Source organism: Psychrobacter sp. NPDC077938, from assembly GCF_044542635.1.
GTDB lineage: Bacteria > Pseudomonadota > Gammaproteobacteria > Pseudomonadales > Moraxellaceae > Psychrobacter.
The window spans coordinates 127,376-143,213 of record NZ_JBITUW010000005.1; the positions used below are offsets into that span (position 1 = coordinate 127,376).

At 44.2% G+C, this 15,838-nt stretch carries 14 protein-coding genes; 9 read left to right on the top strand and 5 right to left on the bottom strand.

Annotated features, from left to right (window positions below; translation table 11 throughout):
- The first annotated feature begins 36 nt into the window (after window positions 1–36).
- Genes hutH through hutI form a run of 3 tightly spaced genes read left to right on the top strand, consistent with a single transcriptional unit; the run spans window position 37 to window position 4,054 of the window.
- A complete protein-coding gene (gene hutH / locus ACIGBM_RS09915) occupies window positions 37–1,599 on the top strand; it encodes a histidine ammonia-lyase (protein ID WP_397477636.1) in 1,563 nt (520 codons plus the stop codon).
- Between the two features lie 23 nt (window positions 1,600–1,622).
- A complete protein-coding gene (hutG, locus tag ACIGBM_RS09920) occupies window positions 1,623–2,666 on the top strand; it encodes a formimidoylglutamase (protein ID WP_397477637.1) in 1,044 nt (347 codons plus the stop codon).
- Window positions 2,667–2,713: 47 nt separating this feature from the next.
- Window positions 2,714–4,054, top strand: a complete 1,341-nt coding sequence (gene hutI / locus ACIGBM_RS09925) for an imidazolonepropionase (RefSeq protein WP_397477638.1) — start codon at window positions 2,714–2,716, stop codon at window positions 4,052–4,054.
- Window positions 4,055–4,169: 115 nt separating this feature from the next.
- Here hutI and gdhA read toward each other — a convergent pair whose 3' ends face one another.
- Window positions 4,170–5,516, bottom strand: coding sequence for an NADP-specific glutamate dehydrogenase (gdhA, locus tag ACIGBM_RS09930; RefSeq protein WP_397477639.1), 1,347 nt, complete (start codon window positions 5,514–5,516; stop codon window positions 4,170–4,172).
- Window positions 5,517–6,138: 622 nt separating this feature from the next.
- Here gdhA and ACIGBM_RS09935 point away from each other — a divergent pair.
- From ACIGBM_RS09935 to ACIGBM_RS09960, 6 genes are all read left to right on the top strand, one after another.
- Window positions 6,139–6,501 (top strand): roadblock/LC7 domain-containing protein, encoded by a 363-nt coding sequence (locus ACIGBM_RS09935; RefSeq protein ID WP_010201036.1) that lies wholly within the window; start codon window positions 6,139–6,141, stop codon window positions 6,499–6,501.
- Between the two features lie 176 nt (window positions 6,502–6,677).
- The gene (locus tag ACIGBM_RS09940) at window positions 6,678–7,172 is read left to right on the top strand and encodes a PAS domain-containing protein (RefSeq protein WP_397477640.1); all 495 of its coding nucleotides are present in this window, start codon (window positions 6,678–6,680) and stop codon (window positions 7,170–7,172) included.
- Between the two features lie 3 nt (window positions 7,173–7,175).
- Window positions 7,176–7,925, top strand: a complete 750-nt coding sequence (locus ACIGBM_RS09945; protein ID WP_238052152.1) for a PhnD/SsuA/transferrin family substrate-binding protein — start codon at window positions 7,176–7,178, stop codon at window positions 7,923–7,925.
- 123 nt (window positions 7,926–8,048) lie between these two features.
- Window positions 8,049–8,672, top strand: a complete 624-nt coding sequence (locus ACIGBM_RS09950) for a hypothetical protein (RefSeq protein ID WP_102090408.1) — start codon at window positions 8,049–8,051, stop codon at window positions 8,670–8,672.
- Window positions 8,673–8,812: 140 nt separating this feature from the next.
- Window positions 8,813–9,427 carry a hypothetical protein gene (locus ACIGBM_RS09955; protein WP_165598498.1) on the top strand — a complete coding sequence of 205 codons (615 nt, stop codon included), beginning with the start codon at window positions 8,813–8,815 and terminating at the stop codon, window positions 9,425–9,427.
- A 419-nt stretch (window positions 9,428–9,846) separates the two neighbouring features.
- Complete coding sequence (locus ACIGBM_RS09960) at window positions 9,847–10,527, top strand: class I SAM-dependent methyltransferase (protein ID WP_397477641.1); 681 nt, start codon at window positions 9,847–9,849, stop codon at window positions 10,525–10,527.
- A gap of 19 nt (window positions 10,528–10,546) precedes the next feature.
- On the opposite strand, the gene ACIGBM_RS09965 is transcribed toward ACIGBM_RS09960, so the two are convergent.
- From ACIGBM_RS09965 to ACIGBM_RS09980, 4 genes are all read right to left on the bottom strand, one after another.
- The gene (locus ACIGBM_RS09965; RefSeq protein WP_397477642.1) at window positions 10,547–11,122 is read right to left on the bottom strand and encodes a GNAT family N-acetyltransferase; all 576 of its coding nucleotides are present in this window, start codon (window positions 11,120–11,122) and stop codon (window positions 10,547–10,549) included.
- 48 nt (window positions 11,123–11,170) lie between these two features.
- Window positions 11,171–11,893: a nucleotidyltransferase family protein gene (locus ACIGBM_RS09970; RefSeq protein WP_397477643.1), complete on the bottom strand. Its 723-nt coding sequence runs from the start codon at window positions 11,891–11,893 to the stop codon at window positions 11,171–11,173.
- Complete coding sequence (locus tag ACIGBM_RS09975) at window positions 11,890–13,287, bottom strand: XdhC family protein (RefSeq protein ID WP_397477644.1); 1,398 nt, start codon at window positions 13,285–13,287, stop codon at window positions 11,890–11,892. The genes ACIGBM_RS09970 and ACIGBM_RS09975 overlap by 4 nt, the downstream gene beginning before the upstream one ends.
- Window positions 13,288–13,398: 111 nt before the next feature.
- Window positions 13,399–15,837, bottom strand: coding sequence for a molybdopterin cofactor-binding domain-containing protein (locus ACIGBM_RS09980; RefSeq protein WP_397477645.1), 2,439 nt, complete (start codon window positions 15,835–15,837; stop codon window positions 13,399–13,401).
- Between the last annotated feature and the right edge of the window lies 1 nt (window position 15,838).

Sequence of the window (15,838 nt, forward strand, 5' to 3'; positions counted from 1 at the left end):
AATGACTATATGACTTACAACACTAGGATTACCCCTATGAACAATATCAAACAACTAACCCTACATCCTCGCCAGCTTAGCTTTGAGATGCTACGTGATATCTACGAGCAACCTGTCATATTGACACTGCCTGAGAGCGCTTATGAGGCGATAGATGCCTCGCACGAAGATGTACGTACCATCATTGCACGAGACAAAAGCGCTTATGGTATCAATACTGGTTTTGGCCTACTTGCTAAGACACGTATCAGTGATGATCAGCTTGAGCTACTTCAGCGTAACCTAATCGTTTCTCACTCAGTGGGCACGGGTGAAGCTCTCCCTGCAGGCGTCGTACGACTAATTATGGTGATGAAAGTTGCCAGTCTGGCGCAAGGTGTCTCTGGTGTACGCCGCGAAGTGGTAGACAGTTTACTTGGCTTAATCAACAATCAAATCACACCCAATATTCCAGCCAAAGGTTCAGTTGGTGCATCTGGTGACCTAGCACCATTATCACATATGACGCTTGCGATGATGGGTGAAGGTGATGTGTTTGTCGCTGGCAAAAAAGTACCTGCTGCTGACGCCCTAGCACAGCATGGACTTGAGCCTATTACTCTTGCAGCCAAAGAAGGCCTTGCACTGATCAACGGTACGCAAGTCTCAACCGCACTGGCATTACGTGGTTATTTTTTAGCGCGTGACTTGCTTGAGACTGCGACCATTGTCGGCTCACTGTCGATTGATGCTGCAAAAGGCTCGGACTCACCATTTGATGCACGTATTCACGAAGTACGTGGCCATCATGGTCAAATCGAAATCGCCAAAGCACATCGTCAAATCATCAAAGGCAGTGCTATCCGTGCCTCACATGACGGCGAGCAAGACGATAGAGTACAAGACCCTTACTGCCTACGCTGTCAGCCTCAGGTCATGGGCGCCTGTCTCGATATCATCAACCAAGCAGGAAAAACGCTACTCATCGAATCAAATGCGGTAACAGACAACCCACTAATCTTTAATAACGAAGATGGTCCTGTCGCCATATCGGGTGGTAACTTCCATGCTGAGCCAGTGGCTTTTGCCGCGGATATTTTAGCCTTAGCAATCGCCGAGATTGGTTCTATGTCTGAGCGCCGTGTGGCCTTGCTGATCGATGCGACTCTGTCTGGTGGCTTACCGCCATTCTTGGTTGATAATGCTGGAGTCAACTCAGGCTTTATGATTGCTCATGTGACCGCCGCAGCACTGGCCTCAGAAAACAAATCTATCGCCCATCCTGGTAGCGTCGATAGTATCCCGACTTCTGCCAACCAAGAAGACCATGTGTCTATGGCCACCTATTGCGCACGCCGCCTATACGAGATGGCGCAAAACACCGCCACCATTATTGGTATTGAACTTCTGGCTGCTGGTCAAGGCATCGACTTCCATCGCGGATTAGACACCTCAGAGCCGTTGACAGTCGCGCATCAAAAACTACGTGAAAAAGTGGCTTTCTATGACAAAGATCGCTACCTAGCCCCTGATATCGAAGCAGCCAAGCAGCTAGTATTAGACGGTACGCTTGCTGAACACTGGCAGTCACTACGCAGCAACTGGTATGAGTCTAAATAAATATTAATTTGCGGAGAACGGCGATGACAATAGCGGGAACAGCAACGACTACCACTCACATTAGCCACGACCCTGCTGATATGACCCAATGGACAGGACGCGCAGAGCCGTTTGAGACTGCACGCGCCCGTTATTGGTATCAGCTTGCTCAGCCTTATGAGGCTCAATATATTGGGTTGGTTGGTTTTGCGTGTGATCAAGGCGTCAGACGCAATCAAGGCCGCGTAGGTGCTAGAGCTGCTCCGCCATTGATTCGTCGAGCTTTTGCTACGCTGCCAGTCATCGCTGAATTGCAACAACGTTTTGATGGTCAATTATCAACCTTGTTGGGTGATGCTGGCGACATTCATTGTGATGATCATGATGGCTTTGCCGACAGCTCTCTTGAGCAAGCTCAGCTCAAATATGCCAATGCAGTGAGTACAATCGTCAAGCAAGGTGGATTACCCATCGGACTTGGCGGTGGTCATGCCATTGCTTATGGTAGCTTTTTAGGATTATGGCAGGCCTTAGAAAATACCAGCAAAACAAATGCCACGCCTACTATCGGGATTATTAATTTTGATGCCCATCTTGATATTCGTCAGTCTGATGTAGCGACTTCTGGGACACCATTTCGCCAGATTGCCGAGCATCTTGACGCACATGGTCAACCCTTTCATTATTGCTGTATTGGCGTCAGTCGCTTTTCTAACACGGCGGCGCTTTTCGATCGTGCCGAGCAATTGGGCGTACAGGTTATCAGTGATGAAGACTGTCATTATCAGCCTTGGGATACACTTGCTGAGCAAGTTAAAAGCTTTGTAGATCAGGTCGATATCATATATTTAACCATCGATATGGACTGCTTGCCATCTAGTGTTGTGCCTGGTGTGAGTGCCCCAGCTGCTTATGGCATTGATCTTGGTTTTGTTGAGCGTATGGTCAAAACCATTATGGCATCAGGCAAAGTAAAAATCGCAGATATTGCTGAGATTAACCCTACCTTTGATATTGACAGTCGTAGCTGCAAAGTCGCTGCTCGCTTACTGGCCACTATTGTAGAGCAGCACTTACTTAGCGCTTAAATCTTGCCAACAAAGATCATCGACTTCACAAAAATCAGGAGCATATTATGAATGAATCAAAGAATTCCGTATTGAAAAGCCCTACAGAACAGACGCTCGACAAATCTACTACGACATCTTTTGATCACGTTATTATTAACGCCAATATCGCCACCTTTTCAGCGCAGCATGGTTTTGGTATTGAGATAAGTGATGATGAAAATAAACACGCTGATAGCATCCCATACGGTCAGTTAGAAAAGGCGGCTATCGGTATTAAAGACGGTAAAATCGCTTGGGTTGGTAAACAGAATCAAATCTATACTCATCTGCCTGAATATCAAGCTAGCCAAATCACAGATGTAGATGGTAAATGGATAACTCCAGGGCTTATCGACTGTCATACGCATATTGTCTATGGCGGCAACCGCAGCAATGAGTTCGAAGCGCGATTGCAGGGCGTTAGTTATCAAGATATTGCTGCACAAGGCGGCGGTATTGTCGCGACGGTCAGTGCTACCCGCGCCGCCAGTATTGAATCGCTATTTGCCCAAAGTGAAAAACGCTTAATCGCACTTATGAAAGAAGGTGTCACCAGTATCGAAATCAAGTCAGGTTATGGCTTGGACTTGGACACTGAACGCAAAATGCTCACGGTCGCTCGTCAGCTAGGAGAAAAATACGACATCCATGTAAGTACCACGTATTTGGCGGCTCATGCCTTGCTACCTGAGTATAAAAATCGTGCAGATGACTATATTGAGCAAGTCTGCGAGTGGCTACCCATTCTACACTCAGAAGGCTTAGTCGATGCGGTCGACGGTTTCTGTGAAAACATCGCCTTTAGCACAGAGCAAATCAGACGAGTGTTTGAAGTAGCTCGCTCATTAAATCTACCAGTCAAACTGCACTCTGAGCAGCTGTCTGATATAGGTGGTAGTGCCTTAGTTGCTGAATATAAAGGCCTATCGAGCGATCATCTAGAGCACTTGTCAGAAGAAGACATCAAGAAAATGGCGGCTAGCAATACCGTTGCCGTGATATTGCCAGGGGCATTTTATACGCTACGTGACACCAAGTTGCCACCGATTGAGGCATTACGTAAACATCAAGTTCCCATGGCGATTTCAACCGATTGTAATCCTGGCACCTCACCGTTAACGTCGCTGTTATTGACGATGAATATGGGCTGTACGCTATTTTACCTCACGCCTGAAGAAGTATTGGCAGGCTCAACCGTTTATGCAGCACAAGCGTTAGGGCTGTCCAACAAAGGAAAAGTGGAAGTGGGCTGTGATGCTGATTTAGCGCTATGGGATATCGCTCGTCCTGCTGACTTGGCCTATCAGATGGGACTAAATCCTACCCAAGGCATTATGGTTCAAGGACAATGGCGCGAGACACTGTAATCAACCTACCTTTGTTTATCTCAATTAAAAAAGCCCCAATCATTTAATGACTGGGGCTTTGCTATTTGTCCGTATGAACCAACTACTAGAGCATGTTTAACACTTATAAGTAAGGCTAGTTCAAAATACCAAAAGCGACCAACGCATCCGCCACACGTTTGAAACCAACCATATTGGCACCAGCCATATAGTCGATATACCCATTGTCAGTTTGACCATATTGTTCTGAAGCATTCGCAGCACTGTCGTGGATATCTTTCATAATACCTTTTAGACGCTCATCGACTTGCTCAAAGGTTTGATATTGACGTACAGAGTTTTGCGACATTTCAAGCGCAGATACTGCTACCCCGCCCGCATTAGCAGCTTTACCAGGTGCATAATGAACACGGTGCAAACGGATACAATCAATTGCTTCCGCAGTGAGCGGCATATTAGCGCCTTCCACCACATACTTCACGCCATTTTCGACCAATAATTTGGCATCAGCTTCATTGACTTCATTTTGAGTAGCGCATGGAATCGCAATATCAGCTTCAAACTGCCACGGTTTCTGTTTGGCAAGCCACTCGCCACCATAAACATCAATATACTCTGCTAAAGGCTTGTTTTGCTGCTTTTGTTTTTTGAGCCAATCAATTTTTCCTTGATTGAGGCCATTTTCATCATGCAACGTCCCTTGTGAATCAGAGACAGTTATTGCCATACCACCTAGCGCATTCACTTTTTCGGCAGCATGCAATGAGACATTACCCGCCCCTGATATCAGCACCCTTTTGCCTTGAAGCGTATCGTTCTGAGCGATGAGCATGTTTTCTAAGAAGTAGACTGCACCGTAGCCAGTTGCCTCTGTACGCATCAAGCTGCCACCAAAGCCCACGCCTTTGCCAGTGATAACCCCTGTTGATTCACGCGTTAAATTCTTATACATCGCAAACATATAGCTAACTTCTCGACCACCGACGCCGATGTCACCAGCAGGCACATCCATGTCTTTGCTCACGTAATGATGTAGCTCACGCATAAAGGCATAGCAAAAACGACGTATCTCGCTGTCTGTTTTACCTTTAGGATCGAAATCTGACCCACCTTTACCGCCGCCAATAGGCAAGCCAGTTAAGGCATTTTTAAAAATCTGCTCAAAGCCTAAGAACTTTAACACGGATTGATTGACGGTAGGATGGAATCTAAGACCGCCTTTGTAAGGGCCTAGAGCATTGCAAAACTGCACACGCCAACCACGATTGACTTGTACCACGCCTTGATCATCTTCCCAATTGATACGAAAGCCAAATACCCGATCAGGCTCTACCAAACGCTCGAATACCTTTAACGTACTATATTCAGGATGCGCATCGTATAAAGGTTGAATCGTAATTGCCACCTCTTTTACTGCTTGAATGAATTCAGGCTGATGGGCATAACGTGCTTCGACTTTTTGGATGGCTTCACTGATGCTCATGTATTTCTTCCTTAGGATAAAACTGGTGATAGTAATTATTTACATCGACGCTACAACATATTGAGTAAACGAAAGGACTATAAACGTTGATGTAAAACTGAAATCGCCCCTATACAAGATTATGTATAGAGACTGATAGGATCAAAAAAGCTGACTCAATTTGTATTTTTATAATGCATTTAGAAATGTCAACATTTATCCCCTCATGACTGTATATCATTTTTGAGACTTATAAGTCTAGTAAATATCTTCATCATAAGAATCTATAAGCGATTTTTGTTAGCTAAATTTCAGCGGTTCCGTTTGATAGCAATGATGGACATTAATCTATAGTTACAAAGAATATCTCTATTCAAAAAAATACCAAGGATTTTGCTAGGTCTTCAACCGCTCATCGACTAGACATAATAAAAAATCACCATTTTCCTCGAAAAAATAAAGATAGAGGGTAATGATTTGATGACAAAAGGCATAAAAGTCCAAAAAATTTACTTTTAATTGGGCAAATGTATATCAATATTACTAGTAAGGAATTATAATACCTTTCTTTAAACAAGGATATTTTTGACTAACTTCATTAGTTCATAAATAAAAAACCAATCACCAGTACAGAGAAAGCGATATGCGTACAGATTCATTTCAGCAGATATTGGAAGACTTAAACAGTTCATCAGCAGATGTTGAAGCATCTGCCCTAATCTCTAACGATGGTCTTATGATTGCTTCAGCTCTACCAACCGGCGTGGATGAAGATCGCGTGGGTGCTATGTCAGCAGCATTATTATCATTGGGTGATCGTGCAGGACGCGAGTTGGCACGCGGTAGTATTGATCGCATTATGATTCAAGGCGAGAAAGGCTACGTCATCATGACCTCATCAGGCGATGAAGCCGTACTTACCATCATGGCAAAACCCAATGCCAAGCTTGGCTTGATATTCCTAGATATTAAGCGCGCCTCAGAAGCGTTGGCAAAGCTCATTTGATTAGCGACTGCTTATCGAATTTATTAGCTTTTAATTACTATAACCATAGTTGGTTCAATATAATTTGAATATAAGAAAACCTAGTGAAAGCACTACAAGTAGTAGGCTAAGCAAGGCTGACACCGTATCCAATTTATAGAGGATTGACGATATAACGATCAACGAAGGAGATGACCATGGGTTCTCCAATCCCTGATGCACACAAACCCGATATGCCTGCTGAGCAAATCACGATGGCCTATCATGATGGCACCTCACGAACTGTATATGATACTGGTATAGAGCGCCCCTACCCAGACGGCAAACTGATTGTCTCGCGTACCAATCTCGACGGTATCATCACTCACGTCAACGATGCCTTTGTCGAAATCAGTGGCTATCATGTAGATGAACTAATTGGCCAACAGCACTATATTTTGCGTCATCCTGATATGCCAAAAGCTGCCTATAAAGACTTATGGAGTACTGCTGAGTCTGGACAAAAATGGCATGGCTATGTCAAAAATTTATGCAAAGACGGCAGTCATTATTGGGTCTATGCCACTGTAGTGCCTAATGTACGTCGCGGCGAAACCGTCGGCTACACCTCGGTACGACGCAAACCATCACGCAGCAAAATTGAAGCGGCGATGATTCAATATGCCCAAATGAAACAAGATGAGGAAGGCTAAGTCATGACGACACACAATATGTTAATCGCCCCTGATTTTTCGCCTGATCGCTTTGCAGGCTGGCACATGTTCAACACCTTGATTCAAAAACGTGCCAACTTAAACATGCATCTCAATATTCCTGCCTCTCACGCTGAGCAAGAGCAGGTCATTAGTGCCGGTGACATTCAAATCATTTATGCCAACCCTTTTGATGCAGCCACTCTCATCCGCGAGCAAGGCTATCGAGCCATTGCCCGACCTATCGGTAAATCTGACGAGATGATCATTGCAGCCGCTGCCAATAGCACTATCAGCCGTTTGGAAGACATTCAAGCAGGGGCTACTGTCGCGATGGCCGACAACCGAGATGTCAAACTGATTGGCTTGCGATTGCTAGAAGCCGTCGATATAGAAGCCTCTGATCTCAACTGGGATGTGACCGAGACCTATCAAGCGGCTGCCCGAAAAGTCATCAAAGGTGAAGCCCAAGTCGCGTTTTTCTTGGCAGAGATATTTCATAGCTTTTCACGCTTGACCAAAACTCAGCTATCGGTACTTATCGAAAGTGATTTGGCTGATATTAGCCATGTACTCCTTGTTAAAGAAGACTTTCCCGATGCACAAATCTTCCTAGAAGCCATCCTGAATTTGCACAACGATGCAGATGGTAAAGAGGCCTTGGCTGAGCTTGGCATGCCTCAAGGGTTTGAGCCAATGAGCGAAGAAGATGCCGAATTTATGATTGATTTGATGCAGACATTATTGGATTAGTCGCTCAATCATTATATTGATATCAAGCGCTATTTCTCTGGATTACATTATCGCTTGTCGTATGACATCATATCACTGAAGCAAGCACCGTTGTAATGATAGCAATGACAGGAGGGTATTATTATGTCTGATTCAGACCTGATCAAAGAAAATGAAAGAGTCGCGCACCGAGTATTTCGGTTTTACTCTCGTAAAGTGTTTTTAGCTCCTAACAACCGTCATTTTCATGAGCAGCGTATCAACGCAGCTTTGTTATTGACGGAGAAAGAACCGCTACAGGGTGCAGTGGCAGACTTTTTTTATGGGTGCTGGTTTGATATCCCATATGATGTAAACAACCTATTTACTCGTATCAAAGATCGTTTGTATCCTCATGTCCAGCAAGGCTTTCGCGATTGCATTGATAAAAAAAGATATATCCAGCGCAATAGTATGTTGGCCACTCGTTGGAGTGTGCTGATATCCCCTTCTCTCAATGAGCAAAAGCAACGCCTACGTATCAGCAGCGACGATGCCCGAGAAATCGCTAAAGACATCACCACTGAGCTGATGCAAGCGCGTGAGGACGAAGACTGGGGTACGATTGAGCAAATCGAAAATGAGTTTTTTGCCCATTGTACTGCGCGCAATGATCGTCTCGCATTTTCGCTGGTATGGTTTCGCTTGGGTAGAAGTGATTGGCAGTTCGATGCACGTTGGGACAACTGCCAACAACATCTCGATCAAACTATAGTCAAATCCATATAAATCCGCTACATCGTCATCCTCGCTAAGCATATTAATGTATAACTTACGCTCGGTTTCCTTGTATCGAAACTATTTGAACTCAACGATATAGAAGCTTAATTTGTTACTTATTAATCACTTTTATCATAATGGTAGTTACTATGTCCTCTTACTTAAATGCTGATAAAACCTATCTTACCCTGACGCCAGCTGGTATTTTCGAAGCGTTTTCACAGAACGAACCAACTGATGAGCAGTTGGCATTACAGGATTTGCTGTCTTATGATCAGACACTGCTCGCTGCTGACTGGCTTCAGCGTTATTCTGAACAATGGCTACAGAGCTTTATAGAACAAGGTTGGATTGAAAAGCTGTCGCTACTTTTACCAGCGCCTAACTTACCATTGGACCAGTTTTTGCCTTATGTCGTGGCGAGCTTATCTGGTAAACGCCGAGCCGCGATTGGATCTGATGAAGGGTTTTGTTTGGCACGAGTTGGCTATAGTCAAGAAGAAGCAGACATGCTCAGTGTCGCCGCCGCTGATTTTTCAGGCTTTATGCTCCGCCAAAAGCAACGTGGGTGGGCAGTAGAGAGTCAGGCAATCTCGTTTTTTCAACAGGTTGACCTACTCATTCCTGAGACCAGCTTTGTATTTTTATGGATAGATAATGCCGGCTACGTTCTCATCATCGATGGTGAACCTCTGACCAACAGTCGTGCCTTTGTAGAGTTAGTATGGGCACTCAAAACTTCTGGATTGAGGTTTCTTAACTAAGGAGGTTTCTTAACTGATTTAACTCACTTAGTTGATTCCGCTGTATCAACTGATTTGATGCCTAATCTCAATCTTTTACGCGAGAATAAACAGTGTGCTTAGCTAAAATCAAGCGCACCGCTTATTCTCATATAAATCTTTTTCGTACCATTCTTACCTATATCACTCTCTGATATCGGCTAACTGTACGCAGCAATAACAATACTCTCAGAATTAACAATAACTTGTCAGAATTTAGGTCATACTCTCCTCACACATTTAAGTATTTTCTTGCCACGACTTAAGTTGCCACAAACCTCTAACTGTTCAAACATCTATACAGCTTCCAACATTTTAACCATCCTTTTCAACGTTGTACCCTACCGAAATCGGCAACCCCTGCCAAACCTTGCATTCTTGCTTATTTTTTAGGACAGTTTATGACTTCGCTGACCACTGTGCGCGTGCGTTATCAAACGATTGAAATTGGCAATACCGACATTCATATTTGCACACTACGTGACAATCAACAATTTAGCGACCCTGATGACGAAGCGTTAAACCTTGGCATCTGCTCTGCTTCTTGGCCGATGTTTGGGGTGATATGGCCGTCAAGCTTGGTGCTAGCCAATCATATGCTCGATTACGATATTGCAGGTAAACGTATTTTGGAAGTTGGCTGCGGTATGGCGCTCTCTAGTCTGCTACTGAATCATAGACATGCGGACATCACAGCGACTGACTATCATCCAACGGTTGAGTATTTCCTTGATAAAAATACCACGCTGAATAATAACAAAGAGATTAATTTTGAGCGTTTAGACTGGGCAGAGGACAATAGCCATCTGGGCAAGTTTGATATGATTATTGGCAGTGACTTGCTCTATGAAGACCAACACATTGACATATTAGCCGAGTTCATTGACCGTCATGCTATGCCGACTTGCGAAGTCATCGTGGTCGATCCTGGTCGAGGTCGCAAAAACAAGCTAACCAATAAGATGACTGAATTTGGCTTTAGTAGTAAGCATGTAAAACCTGAAAATACTACTTATCTAGATTTGCCGTTTAAGGGACATATTTTGACGTTTTCGCGTGATAATAGTAGCCAAACAGAGTAAAAGCCAGCCATCAATACAACTAAGTAAGCACAGCATCTTGCCACTGCTGTCGAGTGATTTTGTATAGTACATGCTCAGCGAGCCGATGATTAGACTCAAGCATAGGGTAAAAAAAATCCTCCTGTGTATTGGTCATACTAAGGCGCTCCATAACCAATTGTGAGCGCTTATTAATGACTGCTGTAAATGAAACTACTTCCTCAATCCCTAGCTCAACAAAGGCAAAATTCAGAGATGCTCGGGCAGCTTCAGTCGCATACCCTAATCCCCAATAGTCATTATGTAGCCGCCAAGCAATCTCGACAGCAGGAGAAAATGGCATATCGGCATGCGCATAATTTAACCCAACCATACCGATAAAAGTATCTGTTTCTTTTAGACTCACTGCCCAAAAACCCCACCCATTATCATCAATCAGCGACTGGCATTTTTTGGCGATAGTATTACTCATCGAAGTAGTTAATAACTTAGGAAAGTATTCCATTACTCTAGAGTTAGCATTCATCTCAGCGAATGGCGCAAAGTCGCTCGCTTGCCATTGTCTAAGGTACAGTCGTTCGGTTTCTATCGTATTTATAATTTTATTCTCTCGCATTTTATTGTCCAAAATGAATACTGTTCAAAATCAATTAAATTAATCATGCTAGCTATCAAGCCAACGATGTCTTCTAGCAAATGCTAGCTGCTCGGGCGTATCAATATCGTAGCTAAGTTGGTCATTATCGACCTCACCTATTTGATCAGCAGGCAACCCTCTAATTAGGTGACGAAGCCCTTTATCTCCTGTCAATTCTGACTGCCACTGTCTAAGCAGTTTATAATCAATTGCCAAAGGCAGACCTATGATATCAGATACCGTTTTATCTCGATTTTGATGTGTTTCTAAACGTTGCCAACTGTGATAGCGACTGGCTACTACTGGCTGCTCGCCCGCTAACAAAGCCGTTAAATGTGGCTCATCTAATAATACTTGATCGACTCCCATGATGAGCACTCGATCGATTGAAGTCGATTCAAAAGCAACAATTGCCTCAACACCCAGACTCAAACTATGCGCCATACCAGTATCAGCTTGTGAGTTCACCACTATTTGAACCGTTGGATATTGCTTAGCCAACTCTATCATCGTACTAGCAATCAAACGATGGTTATCAGGGATGACAATGACAATAACTTGCGGATTGGTCGTTATTGCCAATCGAGTCATATAAGTAATCAACGGCTTGCCACTCTTAATGAGTAGCTGCTTGGGTTGACCGAGACGCTGACTGAGGCCACTTGCCAAGATGATGACCGCATGGTTTTGGCTCTGCTGTTCAGTACTTTTTGTATGTTCAGCACCTTCTGTAAATGCACTCTTGCTCATACGCCACTCTGGACAGTATTGGCATCTGTATTGCTACTCACCGCTGAGATATTTGAGAAATTACTGTGTGAACCATTTACTGAAGCGTTTTGATCGTGCATAACGGCATTTATCTGTGCCATGATACCAAGCGCAAGTGCCTCAGGACCATCTCCACCCAGTTTATAACCAATCGGATAATGTAATTTATGAATGCCAGCTTCTAACATAGTAGGATTGCTAAGGTTTATGCTGATTTCATTGATTAACCGTTCGGTCCGATAGCGCGGCCCTAACTGTCCTAAGTATCTATAATTGTCTGAATGCTTAAGCAGTATTGCTAAGCGAGCGCGATCTTGACTCAAGCTGTGTGACATCAAAGCAACTGCTGCGTTACTACTAAGCTTAAGCAAAGTCTCACTATCCTCTAAGGGTAGCGACATCACAGTATCCGCTTGAGGAAACCGCATACGCGTCGCATATTGCGCGCGACTGTCTACGACTGTCACATGCCAATCTTGTAGTTTAGCCATGGTCACCAGTGGCATCACGTCGTTACCTGCGCCGCAAATCAATAGACGCAATTGTGGTTGCAGGCGTTGCACAAGCCACTCTGTATTTACGTCGCCGTTTTCTACTATCACATATTCGGCATTTTTATCAGACAGCTTATGTTGTGCTAATTCTTCTACAGTATTGGCAAGTATGCTTGAAAGAGCTGTTTTTCCTAGTGCAGAAACGCTTCCCAAACTACGGTATTCATCTAAATTAATACGTATCCCAATTTGCAAATTATCACTGTTTTGCGATATGGAATCTTGATGCTGATAGTCGTTAGCACGAATTAAAGTCGCTACAGTAATCGGCTGCTGAGTACGTCGAACATTACGGATTGTCTCTAACAATGGCGTTGCTGTCGTTAGTCGCTCAAATAATACATGCACTCGCCCATTACAGCCCAATCCAAAATTTAGCTCATCAAAGTCCGCTTCATCTAAGCCGCTATTTAAGCCGCTATTTAAGCCGCTATTTAAGCCGTTATTTAAGCCGTTATTTAAGTCGCTATTTAAACTGTCATCTAAATCGCTACCTGGCTCATCATATATATCAGACTTAGTTTCCCTCGCACCCGCTTGCGCTTGGCCATCGTCAGCATATTGAATATCATCACCCGTCTGATAAACTTGCACATTGGCACCGTTACGAGTAAGCCAAAAGGCACGTTTGATAATGTGCGGCTCCAAGCAACCACCACTAATCATCCCAACTGAGCGACCATCCTCACAGATGAGCATCATCGCGCCAGCACGGCGATATGCTGAGCCTTCAGTACGTACGACCGTTGCCAATACAGCATCAATACCTTGTTGCTTGACTTTGATTGCCAGCTTAAGAATGTCAGCGACCTGATTCATAACGCCTCTTATTTGGTAGTTATTTTCTTGATAATGACGAAATATACAGCTGATTAAGTTATAAAAACCCGCTAATTAAGCGGGTTCCTATCGTACATATGGCTTAAAAAATTACTCTGGCATCTCATAAAGCAATTTATCAAGCGTAATCGGAAAATCATAAACACGTACGCCGACGGCATTGTATACAGCGTTAGCAATCGCAGCGGCAGCACCAGCAATAGCTGTCTCACCAATACCCTTGATATGCATTGGGTTGGTATAAGGATCATCCTCTTCTACCAATATCACATCTAACTGTGGTACGTCGGCATTGACTGGCACATGATATTCAGCGAGATCATGGTTACATAGGCGACCGTCACGTTTATCATGAATGACTTCTTCCATTAACGCTGAACCAATACCAAATACCATGCCGCCATAGCATTGCGAGGTTGCTGTCTTATGGTTAAGAATACGACCTGCGGCAAATGCACCCGTCATACGTTTTACTCGAATCTCACCCGTCACCTTATGCACGGCTACTTCAGCAAAGTTTGCACCAAAAGAAGACTGACGATACTTTTTACCATTTTTACCTGGTTTTATCTGTCCTTTAGCACTGACTTTTTGCTCCTCATAGCCCGCTACCACGTCAGCAAGTGCATATGATTCTATATTGTCAAAATTATATTTTTCTGATTCTGACTGTTCTTCTAATACATTCTCTGAAAATGAGACTCCGGTCGTTTCAGATATTTTATCAATAGTGCTATCAGCAAACGCTTGACCATTCTCTTTGGCTGTCTCTACCGCTGTCAAATCGTGCTTGCCTACTTGCTTAATTTGACCATTGTCTAGCTGAATTGTATCAGGATAAAGGCCGACTTTTGCTGCTAGCATTTCACGCAGCTGCTCACAAGCGAGGTAGACACCACTACCTGCACTTGCTGCACCCCAGCTACCACCAGAACCTGATGCAGGCGGCAGAGCACTATCACCTAACTTCATCTCGATATGGTCAATAGGTAGTCCTAGTAAATCTGCAGCTACCTGAGAAAACACTGTATAAGACCCCGTACCGATATCCGTCATGTCTGTCTCAATGACTGCTTTGACACCGAGTGCTTTTGACTTATCGATTTGCAAAGTTGCACGCGCTTCAGAAGACTGTAACTGATTACCACGTGCGGCGGCAGCCATGCCCGTTCCTATCCACCAGTCGCCTTCTAATTGACTAGCAGGCTTTGCGTTGCGCTGACTCCAACCAAACTGCTCAGCACCTTGCTCCATACAGGCAATCAGCTGGCGCGTCGAAAATGGAATGTCTTTGCTAGGGTCTTTTTCAGGTTCGTTACGGCGGCGCAGCTCTATAGGATCAAGGTCTAACTGCGCAGCCAATTCATCCATTGCACATTCAACGGCAATCATACCGACCGCTTCGCCAGGTGCACGCATCGAACCTGATAGCACTTGGTTCATGTCGACCATTTCATAATTTACACGGCGGTTTTTACCACTATATAGATAGTGCGTAGACAAGGCAGTTGGCTCAAAGAACGCCTCGTCTGGCAAATTACTAGAAATAGTATCGTGAATCAACGTATCAATAACGCCATTTTTATCACAGCCGATTGCAATGCGCTGACGAGTGTTTGATCGTCTAACTGTCGCTTCCATCACCTGTGGACGCGTCATGGTAATCAATATTGGACGACCAAGCTCTTTTGACGCAATTGCAGCGGCAATAGATTCAGGCGCAATACCGAGCTTACTACCAAACCCACCACCGACATAGTGCGCAATTAATTGAACTTGATCTTTATTTAAGTCTAGCGCATCCATCACTTGCTGCTTACAAGACGCCAGCATTTGATTAGCCGTATAGAGAACGAGCTTATCGCCTTCCCAATGTGCCAATGTCGCATGTGGCTCCATCGCCGAGCTGTTTTGACTTGGCGTATGATAAAAGCGATCAAGTGTTACTTCAGCATCAGCCAATCCTTGCTCAGGATCGCCTTGGACATAATTTTTGTCAGAGCCTTTTTTCTCATCAACTTCATGGGCGTTAGACAACTCTTTGGTAAAATTCAATGCCGCTTGGTCAGTCTCATCTTTATAAGTGACTTTAAGCGCATTCGCTCCTTCCGTTGCTGCCTCAAAGGTTTCAGCGATGACCACCGCAATAGGCTGACCATGATAAAAAATCTCAGTCGCTCCCTGCTTCGGGGCTTTTTTCAATCCGCCTTGCTGAGAATTACGCAAGAAGTGCTTAGGATCTGTCACGACCTTGATAATATTAGGAATGCCGTCTAAAGAACTACTATCGATATTTTCGACTTGTCCTTTGGCAATGGTCGCACCGACCAAGACACCGTACGCTTTATTGTCTAAATGGATTTCAGCACTGTAAGGCGCTTGACCACTAACCTTCAGCGAGCCGTCAACACGGTTAATTGGCTTACCGACCAGTTTGCTCGCTGTTGTGCTAAATAAAGACTCAACAGGCTCATCCATAGTCATTTTTTTGGTCGGTTCTGACTGAGTGATTGATTCAAATAATGACATG